Annotated in this window: 11 protein-coding genes and 1 tRNA gene; 8 read left to right on the forward strand and 4 right to left on the reverse strand. The window is 59.1% G+C overall.

Translation table 11 applies throughout. The annotated features are described in order from the left end of the window. Position 1 precedes the first annotated feature (1 nt). The 8 genes from VR74_RS00670 to VR74_RS00710 all read left to right on the forward strand — a co-directional run bounded on the left by VR74_RS00670 (position 2) and on the right by VR74_RS00710 (position 10,905). Complete coding sequence (locus tag VR74_RS00670) at positions 2–1,114, forward strand: glycosyltransferase family 2 protein (protein WP_299949242.1); 1,113 nt, start codon at positions 2–4, stop codon at positions 1,112–1,114. Continuing rightward, entirely contained in the window at positions 1,111–4,452 is a 3,342-nt protein-coding gene (locus VR74_RS20225; RefSeq protein ID WP_299949244.1) for a glycosyltransferase, read from the forward strand. The genes VR74_RS00670 and VR74_RS20225 overlap by 4 nt, the downstream gene beginning before the upstream one ends. Further along, a complete protein-coding gene (locus tag VR74_RS00685) occupies positions 4,449–6,302 on the forward strand; it encodes an ABC transporter ATP-binding protein (RefSeq protein WP_299949246.1) in 1,854 nt (617 codons plus the stop codon). The genes VR74_RS20225 and VR74_RS00685 overlap by 4 nt, the downstream gene beginning before the upstream one ends. A gap of 107 nt (positions 6,303–6,409) precedes the next feature. After that, the gene (gene galE / locus VR74_RS00690; protein ID WP_045693551.1) at positions 6,410–7,438 is read left to right on the forward strand and encodes a UDP-glucose 4-epimerase GalE; all 1,029 of its coding nucleotides are present in this window, start codon (positions 6,410–6,412) and stop codon (positions 7,436–7,438) included. Between the two features lie 276 nt (positions 7,439–7,714). Then, positions 7,715–7,993, forward strand: a complete 279-nt coding sequence (locus tag VR74_RS00695; protein ID WP_299949247.1) for a hypothetical protein — start codon at positions 7,715–7,717, stop codon at positions 7,991–7,993. Between the two features lie 31 nt (positions 7,994–8,024). Next, positions 8,025–8,393, forward strand: a complete 369-nt coding sequence (locus tag VR74_RS00700) for a hypothetical protein (RefSeq protein ID WP_045693553.1) — start codon at positions 8,025–8,027, stop codon at positions 8,391–8,393. A gap of 2 nt (positions 8,394–8,395) precedes the next feature. Then, complete coding sequence (locus VR74_RS00705; RefSeq protein ID WP_299949249.1) at positions 8,396–9,514, forward strand: sulfotransferase; 1,119 nt, start codon at positions 8,396–8,398, stop codon at positions 9,512–9,514. After that, entirely contained in the window at positions 9,514–10,905 is a 1,392-nt protein-coding gene (locus VR74_RS00710; protein ID WP_045693555.1) for an arylsulfotransferase family protein, read from the forward strand. The genes VR74_RS00705 and VR74_RS00710 overlap by 1 nt, the downstream gene beginning before the upstream one ends. 277 nt (positions 10,906–11,182) lie before the next feature. Here the strand turns inward: VR74_RS00710 and VR74_RS00715 are convergent. From VR74_RS00715 to VR74_RS00730, 4 genes are all read right to left on the reverse strand, one after another. After that, positions 11,183–11,257: transfer RNA gene (locus VR74_RS00715), tRNA-Glu, on the reverse strand. A gap of 79 nt (positions 11,258–11,336) precedes the next feature. Beyond that, positions 11,337–13,130 (reverse strand): single-stranded-DNA-specific exonuclease RecJ, encoded by a 1,794-nt coding sequence (gene recJ / locus VR74_RS00720; RefSeq protein WP_045693557.1) that lies wholly within the window; start codon positions 13,128–13,130, stop codon positions 11,337–11,339. A gap of 81 nt (positions 13,131–13,211) precedes the next feature. Next, on the reverse strand, positions 13,212–14,165 hold the full coding sequence (gene glpX, locus VR74_RS00725; protein ID WP_045693634.1) for a class II fructose-bisphosphatase: 954 nt from the start codon (positions 14,163–14,165) through the stop codon (positions 13,212–13,214). A 53-nt stretch (positions 14,166–14,218) separates the two neighbouring features. Then, complete coding sequence (locus tag VR74_RS00730) at positions 14,219–15,502, reverse strand: homoserine dehydrogenase (protein ID WP_045693558.1); 1,284 nt, start codon at positions 15,500–15,502, stop codon at positions 14,219–14,221. Between the last annotated feature and the right edge of the window lie 67 nt (positions 15,503–15,569).

Below are 15,569 nucleotides of genomic sequence, written 5' to 3' on the forward strand. Positions count from 1 at the left end.
TGTGACACGCGATCATTTCATCGCGCAGCAGCGGACCTGCGATCAGAACCGGCTGACCGTCGTATGGGAGGGCGAGCGCCCGATCGCCCAGTTCATGGAAGGTCCGGATTTCACCGGGGCTGCGCAACCTGTCTTGCCTCCTGAGCGTGCAGCCATCGGGCCCGTCAGCAAGGCGGACGCAGGCGACCGCTCGGTCAGCCTTGTCATCTGCACACGCGATCGTCCGGCAGAACTCGCCCGCTGCCTTGCTTCATTATCAGATCACGTCCGCCGCCCGGATGAAGTTCTGGTGGTCGACAATGCCTCTCGAACCGATGAAACACGACGGGTCTGCGAGGCGGCAGATGTCCGCTATGTGCGCGAGCCGCGAGGCGGACTGGATATCGCCCGCAATACGGGCGCCAGAATGAGCACGGGTGATATCATTGCTTATACGGATGATGACGTAATCCTTCATCCAGCCTGGCTGCAACAGATCGTCCAGGCTTTCGATGCGCCGGATATTCTCGCGGTCACCGGACTGGTCCTTCCCGCAGAACTCGCAACACCGGCGCAGTGGCATTTTGAGCGATACTGGGGTTTCGGCCGCGGCTTCGAGCGGATTGATTTCGAACCGGCATTCCTGAAAGTCCGAAAACTGGATGCGGCCCGGGTCTGGGACATCGGTGCAGGAGCCAGCATGGCCTTCCGCAGAGAGACATTTTCACGCGCGGGCCTGTTCGACGAACGCCTGGATGTTGGCGCTGCCGGATGCTCAGGCGATTCCGAGTATTGGCATCGCGTGCTGTCCGTCGGCGGAATTTGCCGGTATGAGCCAGGCGCTGTCGCGTTCCACTATCACCGCCGGGAAATGGAAGGTCTCCGTTCCCAGATAAAAGCCTATATGCGCGGCCACGCTGCCGCGCTGCTTGTCCAGCACGAGCGGGCCCCCGCATTTGGAATCCTGTACCGCCTGATCGTCGTACTGCCGGTCAGTTATGCGCTTCGCAGCCTGCGCCGCCTCAGGCATGGACGCCGCGATGTCGATCTATTTACCTGGGAAGAACTGACTGGACTTGTATCAGGCATCCTCTTCTACCTGCGCACCCCCCGTACTTCGGAAAAAACTCCATGAGCCTGAAACCAGCCGCCCTCACATTCATCATACCCGCCTACAACGCGGCCATGACGCTGGCTGAAACCATCGCGTCCTTGCAGGCGCAGACGCAGTCCAACTGGAAGGCGATCGTGGTCGATGATGGTTCGACCGACAATACCAGCGAGGTCATTGCGCAACTTGTCCAGCATGATGATCGGCTCTCCTTTCGCCGCCAGGAAAATGGCGGGGTCTGTCGTGCACGCAACCTGGGATTCGAGCTGGCCGACACCGAATGGGTATGCTTCCTGGACGCCGACGACTGGGTCTCGGAGGAGTTTGTTCGGGACATGATGGCGGCCGCCGGTGACGACATCGACTTCGTGTATTGCGACTATCGGCGCGTCGCGCCCGACGGGTCCACGGCCTATGAATTTCGCACTGAAAATCTCGAGAGGGATGGCTTTCTTGCCATGGCACGCAGCTGTCATGTCTGCATTCATGGCGTTGTCGTGCGCCGCGCGATTGTCGCTGCGGCTGGTGGTTTCGACACGTGCCTCACGGTTTGCGAAGACTGGGATCTATGGGTTCGCATTCTGCGCATGACGAACCGGATCAAGCGTGCTCCGGGAACGCTTGCCCATTACCGCATGGGAGACATCAGCCTATCGCGCGATCACGTCCAGATGGTGACAGACGGCCTGACAGTCATCGCGAACAATCACAGACGCGATCCACGCCTGTCTGTAGTGCTGGATGAATATGCCGAAGGCTTGCCGGTCAAGAACCTGAAAATGCAGTCTACTTATTTCGTGGTCTGGAATGCCGCAGCGGATATCGGTGCAGGGCGCGACGGTTCGCGCCTGCTCAAGCAATTGCATGCGGTCGACTATGGCGGCTATGATCCGGCGCTGGCTGAAACAATTATCGAAGGCCTGGCAATCGGAGCGCGCACCCGGGTCGAGAACCTTGTCGCGCACTGGCCAGAGTTTTCAGACAACACGCACAAACTGATCCATGCACTTGCGGCCCACAGTTCCAAGGCGTTGCCCGAACGCGGGCTCATCTACGCTGTAGAGTGCGAATTGCTGAAACATCACGCGGTCGGTTCATCGGCTGAATTGTCTTTGGTAACGAAACTGTCAATGGATATTCATCGGCTTCGTCCTGTGACCAAGCCGCCTCAGATCGACCTCCTCCTTTTGGAGTTGACGGATAATGGCGAAAAGATAGGGCTCATCGAGCTGGGCCTTCTGGGAGACTTGTCCGCCGGGGACGTGCGCAGACTGGCCGCTGAGGGGCTTGGCCTCTCAGCCTATCTGCGTCATTCAAAGCAGTGGATGAGCCCGCTGGTCGCCGGGACCGCGGGGTTCCTTTTCACCAAGCGCATTTTCGCCAATGCCATTGATCGGCTGCGTCAACACTCGTCTCAGGGACTGGGCTTTCGCAAAACGTTACGCCGGACCTTGTACGATGCCATCGATCGCTGCGCCGGCCGTTCTTCGAAAGGCGGTCACTTTGCCATGATCGAACAGGTATTGAATGCCAGGCCAGCCACGGTCGCGGCTCCCCTCACTGGCTTGCCAACGGCGTCCGTGGCTGAGCGAACTGCGCTCTGCAACGAACTCATGCAGACACTCTCCACACGGCGGGTTCCCATCCTTGCCTATCACCGGATCGCGGACGAAGGACCGGAGGCGCTTCGTACGTGGCGTGTCGATCCTGACATGTTCGAACAACAGTTGCGCATGTTGCGCGAGAACGGTTTCTACAGCGTGACGTCACGGGAAATCCTCAAGCATCGCGAAGCAGGACTCCCCCTCCCCGGCCGCCCGATTCATTTTACGTTTGATGATGCTTACCAGGATTTCGCCGACACGGCCTGGCCACTTCTCAAAGCCTATGGTTTTACAGCAGAAGTCTTCGTCGTTACCGACAAGGTCGGCCAGACTTCAGATTGGGATATCTCGCTTCAGGGCAATGCCCCCCTCATGAACTGGGACACGATCGAAGCCCTGCACAAGGAGGGGGTTGTCTTCGGCAGCCATCTTCAGACGCACACACCTGCATCCAATCTTTCAAGCATTGCCCTCCTGCACGAAACCGTGAATTCCCGGGCGGCACTTGAAAAGCATCTCGGTGTGCCCGTCGTATCCATCGCGGCGCCGTATGGGTCTATCGGCGAAAGATACAACCGCATGCTGGAAGCTGCCGGATATCGCTTTGGCGTCTCCTGCGAGTGGGGGCCTGCTGACATATCGTCCAATCCCTACATCATGCCGCGCGTCGAAGTTGACGGGCACTGGCCGATGACCGAATTTGCCCGGATGCTGTCCCTGCCTGCTCCGGACGTGGCTAGCGCTGCCGCCACTGATCCAAGCCTCAATGCCGAAGACGATCTGGTGAGCGTCATCATTCCGGCATTCAACGCAGAAGCGACGATTGACGAAACGCTCACCAGCGTCCGTAGCCAGACATATGCCAACCTGGAGATACTGGTCATCGACGATGGCTCAACTGACCAGACTGCACAGGTCGTGCTTGAACATGCTGCGCAAGACGCGCGGGTACGCCTCATCACCCAGGCCAATGCCGGCGTTGCCGCTGCGCGGAATAACGGGATAGCCAGGGCCAGGGGTGAACTGATCGCCCCGATAGACTCCGATGACCTTTGGGCACCCGAGAAGATTCGAAGCCAGGTCATGGCGCTGAAGTATGGCGGCAGCCATGTGGCGCTGGTCTATACCTGGTTTGCCGTCATCAATCAGGATAGCTGTGTCATCGACTTGAGCGTCACCCCGCAGGATGAGGGCTATGTCATGCATCGCCTTTGCTCAGGAAACTTTATCGGCAATGCCAGTTCCCCTCTGATGCGAAAGTCCGCGATTCTGGAAGCTGGCGGATATGACACCAGCCTGAAAGACAGGAAGGCGCAGGGTTGCGAAGACCTGTTGCTGTATTTCCGCATTTCAAAAAAATACGAATTCAGAGTCATCCGCGATTATCTCACGGGTTATCGTCGTATGCCGCAAGCCATGTCTTCCGATGTCTTCCAAATGCTGCGATCATTTCAGATCGTCGCGGAGGAGATGCGCCTTGCCTATCCGTGCTTCGCGACACAGACCATCAAGGGCGAAGTCTGGATTTCCGAATGGCTGTTCTGGAAGGCCGTACGGGCCGGCAAGCTCTTCTCTGCTGCGTCACTCGTGATTCACATTGCCAAATGTGACTCGCGTTTTGCGATTTCGAATGTCCTGCCAGGCTTTGTCACTAAAACGGCAAGAAAGCTCATGTCGAGCCCACGATATGTGAAAACGGTTTCTCCAGAAGGCCGGTTCGTTGTCGGTGGTGCCAGTCCCGTAGAGGCATTCAAATGAGTACTTCAACCGGCAAAGACGCACCGAAACGACTCTCGCGCCAACAAGTGATGGAACTGGTTCACCTGACATCCCGTCATGCCTGGGCCTTCCCTGTCATCGTGGTGTTGGGGATTGTATCGTCCTTCGCCGACAGCCTTGGAATTTCCCTGATCGTGCTGTTCCTTTACACCGTGATGGGGCGTTCGGCTGACGCGGCCGAAGCCGGGGGGCCACTGGGCAAGTTCTTCGAAGTCGTGACGGCGTATATCCCCAATGCGACATACCTTGCACTGATGGTACTCGGACTCATTCTGACGAAACTGGCATTTTCGACACTGTATGCATTCATCTCGGCCTCAGTCCAGAACGGGATCAGCCAGGACGTCCGCGACCGCCTGCACCAGCAATATCTCGATGTGGAGTATAATTACATTCGCAACCGCGAAGAAGGGGAAATGCTGAAGGTCCTGGCCATCGACTCCTGGACTGTCTCCAGCGCCTACCGCATGATCAGCCATGTTGTGGTGAGCGCCATCGCCGTGTTCGTGATGATGGCTTTTCTCTTTTCCCTATCCTGGCAGCTGACGATTCTTGCCATTATCGGTGCCGCCGCATTGCTGGCATTCGTCAACCTGCTCGCCATTCCAGTGCGCCGGCTCGGCCGCCGGACAGCAGAGATCAACCAGGAGCTTGCCGCGCGCACGCTTTACACGCTGCAGGGCATGCGAGCGATCCGCGCATTCGGCCAGGAGCAGGAACACCAGAAAACGTTTGCGGATACGTCAGAAAAGGCCAAGCGCCTGGCTGTCACGACAGAGCGCCTCTACGCTGTCCTGCCGCCCGTGACCGAGCTTGGCTACCTGCTGCTGCTGGCCAGCATCGCCGGTCTGGCTAGCCTCACCTCTGTTCCCTTTGCTTCCACACTTGCCTGTGTCGCCCTTCTCTATCGCATGCAAGGTCCATTGCGCGATATCCAGGGGTCCGTCATTGCGATGGCGCAAATGGAAGCACAACTCATTGCCGTCGTCGAAGTACTGCGCCGGACCGATAAACGCTATCCGCGGCAAGGCTCGAAGCCGTTTTCCCATCTCAAGCAGGAGATCACATTCAACAATGTCTGCTTCCGCTATAATGAAGAGGACGCCGATACACTTCACGGCGTGAGTTTCAAGATCCCGGCGGGCCGGACGACCGCGCTGGTCGGCCCAAGCGGATCGGGCAAGAGCACGATTGTACGCTTGCTCCAGAGACTCGACGAACCCAATGAAGGCGAGATCCTCGTCGATGGCACGCCCCTGAATGACATCAAGCGCAAGGACTGGCTTCGCAAGCTCGCGCTGGCTGGACAGGATGTCGAACTCATGGACAGCACTGTCCGCGCCAATATCTGTGTTGCAAAGGCGGAAGCTGATGACAAGGCGCTCCGCGAGGCAGCAAAGCTGGCCGGTGTCCTCGATGTGATCGAGGCCCTGCCCTATGGGATGGACAACTGGATTGGTCCGCAGGGCGCCAACTTTTCCGGTGGCGAGCGGCAACGCCTGGGCCTCGCCCGCGCCATTTTGAGAGACCCTGAAATCTTCGTGCTGGACGAAGCAACAAGTGCACTCGATGTCAGCCTCGAGCAGACCGTGCGGGATAATCTCATGTCCTGCTTCGAGGGGCGGACAATCGTGACCGTGACCCATCGACTGACATCGATTCTTTCGGTCGATCACATTATCTGCATCGAAAAAGGCCGCGTCGTCGAGGAAGGATCACCGCGTGAATTGCTCGCCCGGGGGAGCGGCGCCTTCAGCCGGATGGTGGACGCGACCCCGTTGCCATCAGACCCAAGAGTAACGACGCCAGCCGAGCTGTCATCAACGTGACGCAAGGAAAATTCCGTTCGTGAGACCAGGTTACCCTTTCTGTTGTAGCACCAGGCAACCCGGCATCAAAAGACAAAGTTAGATCAATCCGTATCTGAAAGAAATCGATGAGATATTTTGTAACAGGAGGCGCGGGGTATGTCGGCGCACACGCCTGCAAGGCGCTTGCTGGAGCAGGGCATGAGGTGGTTGTCTTCGACAATCTGAGCACGGGCCACCGGGAGGCCGTAAAGTGGGGCGACCTGGTGGTAGGAGACCTGCTCGACCGGGAGTGCATCAAACGCGCCATCGAGGATACACGTCCGGATGGCGTGCTTCACTTTGCGGCCCTCGCCTATGTCGGTGAGTCGGTTCACCGACCGGATCTCTATTACCGCACCAATATTGCCGGCACGCAGAACCTGCTTGATGCCATGCGCCTGGCAGACGTTACCCGGATTGTCGTGTCCTCCACCTGCGCAACCTACGGCACGCCGGCCGAAATGCCGATTTCCGAGACAACACCTCAAGTCCCGGTGAACCCCTATGGCCGGACGAAGCTCGTGATGGAAACCATGCTGCGGGACTATTGCAGCGCGTTCGGGTTTGGCGCCATTGCCTTACGATACTTCAATGCTGCCGGGGCGGATACTGCGGGGGAGATCGGCGAGGATCACACACCGGAAACACACCTCATCCCCTTGGTCCTCCAGGCGGCTGCGGGCCTGCTCCCCAACGTAAAAATATTTGGCAACGACTATCCCACAGCCGATGGAACGGCAGTTCGCGACTATGTCCATGTTACCGACCTGGCTGATGCGCACGTGAAAGCGCTCGATATTTGCGCCTCAGGACATTTCAAGGCCTTCAATCTCGGTGCAGGCATCGGCACCAGTGTCATGGATATCTGTATGGCGGCCGAGCGGGTTACCGGTCAGAAAATTTACATCGAAATGGTCCCATGCAGGGCGGGCGATCCCCCAATTCTCTATGCCGACCCGGCCCTCGCCGCGACCGAGCTTGGCTGGACGCCCCGCCAGAGCGACCTGGATACGATCCTGGCCACGGCATGGGCGTGGATGCAATCGGCGCATCCTGGAGCAGGAAAGGGCCGGAGAACTGACCATGCGGACAGCCAGGCGGAACACATGAACTGATGCGCTCCGTGCGATTAGTATTCGTTATTTCCTTGGCAGGACAGGTTTGAGTTGCGACCTCCAACCGGACCATAGGAGGACGGACGATGTCCACGCCCATGATGGAACCGCCCGAGCTTTATAAGAAAGCGACATAACAATTTGATACTTAAGGTGAGTTTTCGCTTGTTTCGAAGCTAAAACAATCAGAGCTTGTTTATGTTGGTTCGAAATATGCAAGACCCGAGGCTCAACCCTGCTTGCAGAAGCAGGTTGGATCTACAGGACGAGGTGAGCATGACAAAAGGACAGACAGTTATGGGACGACGGGCACTCCATCTTTTTGCGGTTCTGGCGGTGACTTCAGTGCTTGCGCTACCCGCTGCGGCTTATGTCGGGCCGGGAGCGGGTCTTACAGCAATTGGAAGCTTTCTCGTGCTGATTGGCACGATCGCGCTGATGATCGTCGGGTTCATCTGGTACCCGGTAAAGCGCATGCTCCGGAGCAGAAAGGCCATGAAATCAGACAGCGCTGCGGCAACGCCAGTGGTGAAAGACGATAGCACCACTGAATAGTGCAGTCGGAACGACTACTGGCAAGGATAGCATGACGTATCTTTTCTTAACCGCCGCGATCCTAGCCTTTGTGATCCTGATCAAGCTGTTGCGCATAGAGCGTTTGGTAGGCGATGCGACCAAGACAGGAAGCCATGCCATCACGACAATGGCTTCAACGACATTAGGCGATGATGAAAAAGAAAGGTTGATACAGGCCATCAGTCTGAAAATGCTGCGATTTTTTGGATTGATCACTCTTTCCAGCGTTGTGGCGCTCGGCCTCTCCATCGGCGTAGCTCTGCTTGGTGTACTGATTGGCTTTTACGACACGGAACGCTTGATCGCAGCGTCGGTAGACTGGCGGTTTCTGTTGGGTGCCACGGCGGCAACGCTGGGCGGCTATTGGCTGATGCGATGAAAATGGCTGATTCCTATTCACCTACGGACCGGATGATGCACCGCATTGCATTCAAGCTCCGCACACCTCAGCTTGCACTGGCAGATATGGCGAATTCCATGTTTGCCGACCGCTTGCCGAAGTTTGACGACTCACCGGTTTTCATCACGTCCCTGCCACGGGCAGGTACGACGGTTTTGCTGGAAATCCTCTCGGAATCCCCGGATCTGGCCAGCCATACCTATCGCGATATGCCGTTTGTCTTGTGTCCCATGCTATGGGACAAACTGTCATCAGGCTTTCGTGCAGAGGCAGAGGTGCGCGAACGGGCGCACGCTGATGGTATGCAGGTCAGCTTTGACAGTCCGGAAGCGTTTGAAGAAATTATCTGGACGACATTCTGGAAAGGAAAATATTCCCGCGACAGTATCACGCCATGGATCGCATCCGACCGGCACGAAGAATTCGAGGAATTCTTCGCCAGCCATATGGGCCAAATACGTGCCCTGCGGGGAGAAGCGGGGTCGCCAGCTGCACGGTATGTATCAAAGAACAATGCGAATATCGCGCGGTTGCCTTTGCTGCATGCCATGTATCCCAATTGCAAGATTGTCGTTCCAATCCGTCGACCACAAGACCAGATTGCATCCCTGATGCGTCAGCACGAGCGTTTCAAGTCGATGCACGTCAAGGATAAGTTCAGCCTGACATACATGAGCGGGATCGGACATTTCGAATTTGGCGCCGGGTTCAAGCCGATCAATTTCGGCGGATGGTTGGACACTATTGACATCGCGGAAGCCGATAACGCCACGTTCTGGATGAAATATTGGCTTGCTGCCTACACACCATTGGTGTCGGACGAAAATCTCATCCTCTTTGACTATGAGGCCGCCTGCCGCGATGGACTGAAGCATATCGAATCTTTGGCGACTGCAATTTGCGTCCCATTTTCAGACAAATTGCAGATAGCTGCCCAACGTCTTCGTCCGACCCTCGCCAGACATACATTTCCAGAAGGGTCTGAAGAGGGCCTCCACATTGAAATTGAGGCTGTATACCAATTACTCCGAACACGATGCATAGCGTCGCGGCCAGGAGATGGACCTGGATCAAACTTCACCGAGCGAGAAACCAGCTGATGATGAACAAGTTGAAGGACGCGATGCGTATGATGAAGAAAGATGCAGATTCCGACGAGGGGATCATGGACCGGGTCCTCTTCGGAACGGCTGTGGCTTTCGCGGTGTTTGCTGCTGGCATGGCAAGCGCGCACTACAAGGTATTCCCCTATCCAGTCGTCGTCGCGGCCAAGGCCGCACTCGTTGACCTCAAGGACAACTGGCGTTCAGACGCCGGTGTCCTGCCTACCAGGTTCCTGAGTGAAAACACCAACGGAAAGAGCGGATTGACTTTGAATCGCTCAGACCTGACGCACCCCGGTTATACCCTCGTGTCAGGATTGTTTGACGATCAGGTTGCGGTGCGAATGCTGGATATGGAAGGTGAGACCGTCCATCAATGGCCAGTGCCTTTTGAACTCGTCAAACGGTATGCTAAGGAAATCGACTATGTCGATGTCCCGCTTGATGAGTGGAGCTATCAGATTACTGGCATCGTCGCGGAACCGGATGGGTCCATGACTTTGAATGCCGGCGCGATGTTCATGAAACTGGATGCGTGCGGCAATCACGAATGGACGTTGCCAACGGCCACGCACCATATGTTGAATTCAAACAAGGACGGCACATTCTGGGGGCTGGGCTTTGCAGACCATGAAAAGCCACCGGCCGAGTGGCGCACGAATGGCGATCCCCTGCGCGAGGACTTGTTTGTCAAGTTTTCGGCAGATGGTGTTATTCTTCAGAAAATCAGCTTGTGGGACGTGCTCCTGAAGAACAATCTACATTCAGTCATTGGAGCAAACGGACAAACTCCGGTCTTCCAGAATGGCGGATTCGATTCGGATGACAGTTTCCACACGAACGATATCGAGATGCTGACAGCCCAGGCGGCCGCGGGAATTCCTCTGGCGCAGGCGGGTGATTTGATGGTTAGTGCGCGCAATATAAATCTCGTCATCATATTTGATCCCGACACCCTGGACGTCCATTGGTGGCAAGCCGGTCCGTGGATCCGCCAGCATGATCCAGACATCATGCCGGATGGCCGAATCTCGGTGTTCAACAACAATCGGGAGAACGCCGATCACGGAGGGAGCAATATTATGGCCATCGACCCGGTGACGCGCGCGACAGAAATCCTCTACCCCAAGTCCGAAGACCAGTATTTCTACTCTAATTGCTGCGGCATGCATCAACACTTGCCCAATGGCAATATGCTGATCACGATTGAGCAGGAAGGCCGTTTGCTGGAAGTGACGTCCGAGGGAGAGGCCGTGTGGGACTATACAGTGCGATATGACGACAAGCACGTAATCAAGATTTTCGATGGCGTCCGCTATGATGCTGATTTCTTCGAACCGGACGCGTTTTCCACTTGCGAGGCATCAGAGGACTTGCGGCCGAGTTAGGCATGATCGAATCATGAAATTATCGTCGTTGTGATAGAAAAGAAAATCACAACCGGCATTGCGGGTCATAAAACCAGGCCCAGTATGACAGTGACCGGCCACCAGACACCGGCAGGGGTACAGCACTATACAGTCCGCCCCAATGCCGGAAAGCTCTCTCCAAGGCCGCGCTGGAGGGCGCATTCGGGGAACAAACCGTCCCACGAATGCCCACCGGGCAGAAAAGTGGGCGAAAAGAGGAAAAAAGATATTTAGAAACAGCGCTCTAAAAACCGGGTGGCAGTCCCTAGGGGAGTCGAACCCCTCTTTTCAGGTTGAAAACCTGACGTCCTAACCGATAGACGAAGGGACCGCACCGGTTCGAAGAAGAGGCGATATAGCGGCTGTTTCAGGTGAGGGCAACCCGGTTTCGCCCCATATCTGCAGAATGTTCAGCCCGCGACAGCATCTGCCACGTCGAGCTGGACACGGCGGCGTCCGTTCCACTCGTCGGCCTTGAGTTTTCCGGTCAGATGCACGCGGGCACCATTGGTCAGGACGTGCCCGAGCGGGGTATCGGCCGCCCGCCAGGCGATGCATTCGAGGCGTCCGCCAGCATCTTCTGCAATGAAGCGAACATGGTTGGCACCGACCTGGCGCACGCCAGTGACGTGCACTGACTGGAGCGCAAAGACGGGTTCCGGCGAACCGATGCCAAAGGGTCCGATCTGCGCGATCTGATCGACCAGCGCCGGGCTCGCGGCGCCGGGCGCCAGCACCGCGTCAATCTTCAGTTCGAGGGCTGCAGTCCGCTCGGCCGAGAACTGCGCCATATGCGCCACCATCCAGTCGTCGAAGGCGGCGACCTGCGACGGTTCGAGGCTGAGGCCGCCCGCCATGGCATGGCCCCCTCCGGAGAGGATGATGCCCTCGCGCGCCGCCGTGGTGATGGCCTCGCCGATATTCACGCCGGTGACGGAGCGGCCCGACCCCTTGGCGACGGGGCCCAGCCCCTCCCCCCATCCGATCACGATGCTGGGCAGGTGGTAGCGGTCCTTCAGGCGGCCTGCGACGATGCCGATGACGCCGGGATGCCAGCCCTCGCCGCTGGCGACGAGGATGCCGCGATCCGGGTTGCGGGCAAGCGCCTGCTCGGCCTGCGCCATGGCCTGGTCGAGAATGGCGCTCTCGACGGCCTTGCGTTCGTCATTGAGCGCATGGAGGCGTTCGGCCAGTTCGATGGCCTCCTGCCGGTCGTCCGTCGCGAGGAGCTTCGCTGCGATCCACGGATCGCCGACCCGGCCCCCGGCATTCAGGCGCGGCCCCAGCATGAAGGTGGCGTGATAGACGGTCTCGGTCTTGCCGATGCCGGCCACGTCAGCGAGGGCGCGCAGGCCGGGATTCTGGTCGCGGGCCATGATGGTGAGGCCTTGCCGCACGAAGGCGCGGTTCACACCATGCAGCGGGGCCATGTCGCACAGCGTGCCAAGGGCGCAGAGGTCCAGGAAGGGCATGATATCCGGCAGGCCGCCATCCGGCGCGATGCCACGCTCGCGCGCCAGACGGTTCAGCGCCGCCACGAAGACAAAAACGACGCCTGCCGCCGCGAGGTGGCCGCAGCCGGACGTGTCATCGGGGCGGTTCGGATTGACCAGCGCTGCCGATGGCGGGTGTTCGCCGGACATCAGGTGGTGGTCGATCACGACAATCGGCAGGCCGATGGATTCCGCCTCGTTCAGCGCGGCGATTGCGGCCGCCCCGCAGTCGACCGTGATGACGAGATCGGAGCCTGTGTCCTTGAGGTGGCGGAAGGCCGCCGGAGACGGGCCATAGCCCTCCTCGAGCCTGTCAGGCACGTACAGGCCGAGGTCGAGCCCCCATGCACGGAAATAGCGGGCGAGGATGGCCGAGGACGTGCCGCCGTCGACATCATAGTCGGCAAAGACGGTGACCTGTTTCCGGTCAAGAATGGCGTCGAGGACGATCCCGGCCGCCTTGTCCATGTCGGCAAAGCTGGACGGATCGGGGAAATAATCGCGCAAAGTGGGCGCCAGGTAGCTCGCCGCACTGGCCGGATCGACGTCTCGCGTGGCGAGGAGACGCGCCAGCAGGTCGGAGCCGCCCACACTGGGGGCGAGACGGCGCACAAGGGCCTCGTCAGCCTCCGCCAGCGTCCAGAACCGCCCTGTGGCGGACTGGTCCACCCCAAAAAGGCGGGAGCTTGTCTGGCGTGCGCCTTCTGCCATATCGGGATGGGCTTCCTGTCAGAGAATCGGGAAATCCATTCTAGCCCAAATCCGGGCGGCTGTGACCTGCCCGCACAGTTCTCAGGCCTTGCGGTCGGACCGGACGTGCCGGACCATGCCGTCAGCGGAGGTCATCACGAGCGTGTGCGTCTGCACGCGGCCACCCTTGGTGAGGACGCCTTTCAGCATGCTGCCATTGGTGACGCCCGTGGCGCAGAACACCGTGTCACCGGACGCAAGTTCGTTCAGCGAATAAATCCGGTCGAAATCGGTGATGCCGACGCGCGCGGCCCGCTTTTTCTCGTCGTCATTGCGGAAGATGAGGCGCCCGTACATCTGGCCACCGACACATTTGAGGGCGGCCGCTGCCAGCACGCCTTCGGGCGCGCCGCCTGAACCGACATAGAAGTCGATCCCGGTCTGCGGATCAGTCGTGGCGATGACACCTGCAATATCGCCATCCGTAATCAGGGCGATGCGAGCACCGACGCCGCGCAGGCTGGCAATGATGTCCTCGTGGCGCGGGCGGTCGAGGACGCAGACGGTCATCTCGGTCACGGGCACACCCCTGTGGGCGGCGAGGGCCGTGACGTTTTCGGCAGGCGTCACGTCGAGGCTGATGATCCCTTCCGGATAGCCGGGACCGACGGCAACCTTGTCCATATAGGTGTCGGGCGCGTGTAAAAGGCCGCCGCGCGGCGCAATAGCCAGCACGGCCAGCGCATTGGACATGGCCTTGGCCGTGAGCGTGGTGCCCTCAAGCGGATCAAGCGCAATGTCGATTTCCGGGCCGTTGCCGGTGCCGACTTCCTCGCCGATATAGAGCATCGGCGCTTCGTCGCGTTCGCCCTCGCCGATGACGACACGGCCCCTGAAGTCCACGGCGTTGAAGGCGCTGCGCATGGCGTCGACGGCCGCAGCATCGGCCTTCTTCTCATCGCCGCGGCCGACTTCGGTCGCTGCCGCGATGGCAGCCAGCTCGGTCACGCGGACCATGGCATCAGCGAGGCCCGGTGTCAGAACATTGTTTTTCATCGCATTCCATCCCTTGGCGCGACCATGAAACACGGCGCGATTCATTTGATTAACTAGTTTGCCGTTTCGATCCGCATGAGGCGTGGCGCGTCGATCAGCATTGTCAGCTTTTCAAGACGTGCCAGGGCAGCCTTCATGTGCGAGCGCGGGCAGCGGTGGGTCACGATGGCAACCGGGCTGGCACCGGATTCGTCAGCCGAATCCTGCAGGAGCTGGTTCACCGAGACACCTTCAGCCGCCAGCGCCTCGGTCAGGGCAGCAAGGGCGCCCGGCTTGTCAGCCAGACGGACGCGCAGGAAGAAAGCGGACGTTTCATCACCGACACTGGTCACGAACGGGCGGGCGAGATGGTGCTCTGCGCGGCCAAAGGCGGGCCGAATGGCCGGGCGGAACATCTTGGCGACGTCGCCCATGACGGCGCTGGCGGTCGGGCCTGCACCTGCTCCCGGCCCCGTTAGCGTGATGGCCCCGACGGGGTCGCCCTCGATGCGGACGGTGTTGAGCGAGCCGTTGACGCGCGCCAGCGGGTGATTGGCCGAGAGTGCCATGGGTTCGACGCGGCAGACGACGCCGACATCCGTCAGGACGCCCTCGGCGATCAGCTTGATGCGCAGGCCGAGGCGGTCGGCGAGTTTCAGGTCCAGGAGGTCGATCTGGTCGACACCCGAGACGCTGACCTTGGAGAAATCGAGATCGGCCGAGAAGGCGATGGCCGACAGGATGGCGGCCTTGTGGGCAGCGTCCATGCCGGACACGTCAAGCGTCGGGTCGGCTTCGGCATAGCCGAGTTTCTGGGCCTCTTCGAGAACCTCGTCATAGGACCGGCCGGTTTCCAGCATGGTGGTCGTCAGGAAGTTGCATGTGCCGTTCAGGATGCCCGCAACACGCTTGATCTCAACCCCGGCAAGGCTGTCGCGGAGCACGCGCACGACCGGGATCCCGCCTGCGACCGCCGCTTCGAACAGGAGGTCGACGCCTTTTTCCTCGGCCAGCGACGCGAGCGCCATGCCGTGTTTGGCCATCAGGGCCTTGTTGGCCGTGATGACGTGCTTGCCGGCCTTGAGCGCGCTTTCGACGGCGAACTTGGCCGGGCCATCCGATCCGCCGATGAGTTCGATGAAGACATCGACGTCAGCGTCTTCAGCCAGCGTGGCGGCATCATCGAACCAGCGGTACTTGTCCGTATCGACGGACCTGTTGCGACTCTGGCTGCGGGCGCTGACGCCCGTGATCTCGACCCGTCCGGGCAAGCGCAACTTGTCCTGACGTTCAACCAGTTCGATCAATCCACAGCCGACATGGCCGAGACCTGCTATTCCGATTTTCAACGGCCCCAAAAGGCGCCCCTTTTCATCTCTTGTGTTTCGGGCTGCTGCCTAGCCCTTTTGGGCCTTGGGGGAAAGG

Source organism: Hyphomonas sp. BRH_c22, assembly GCF_000961795.1.
Classification (GTDB): Bacteria; Pseudomonadota; Alphaproteobacteria; order Caulobacterales; family Hyphomonadaceae; genus Hyphomonas.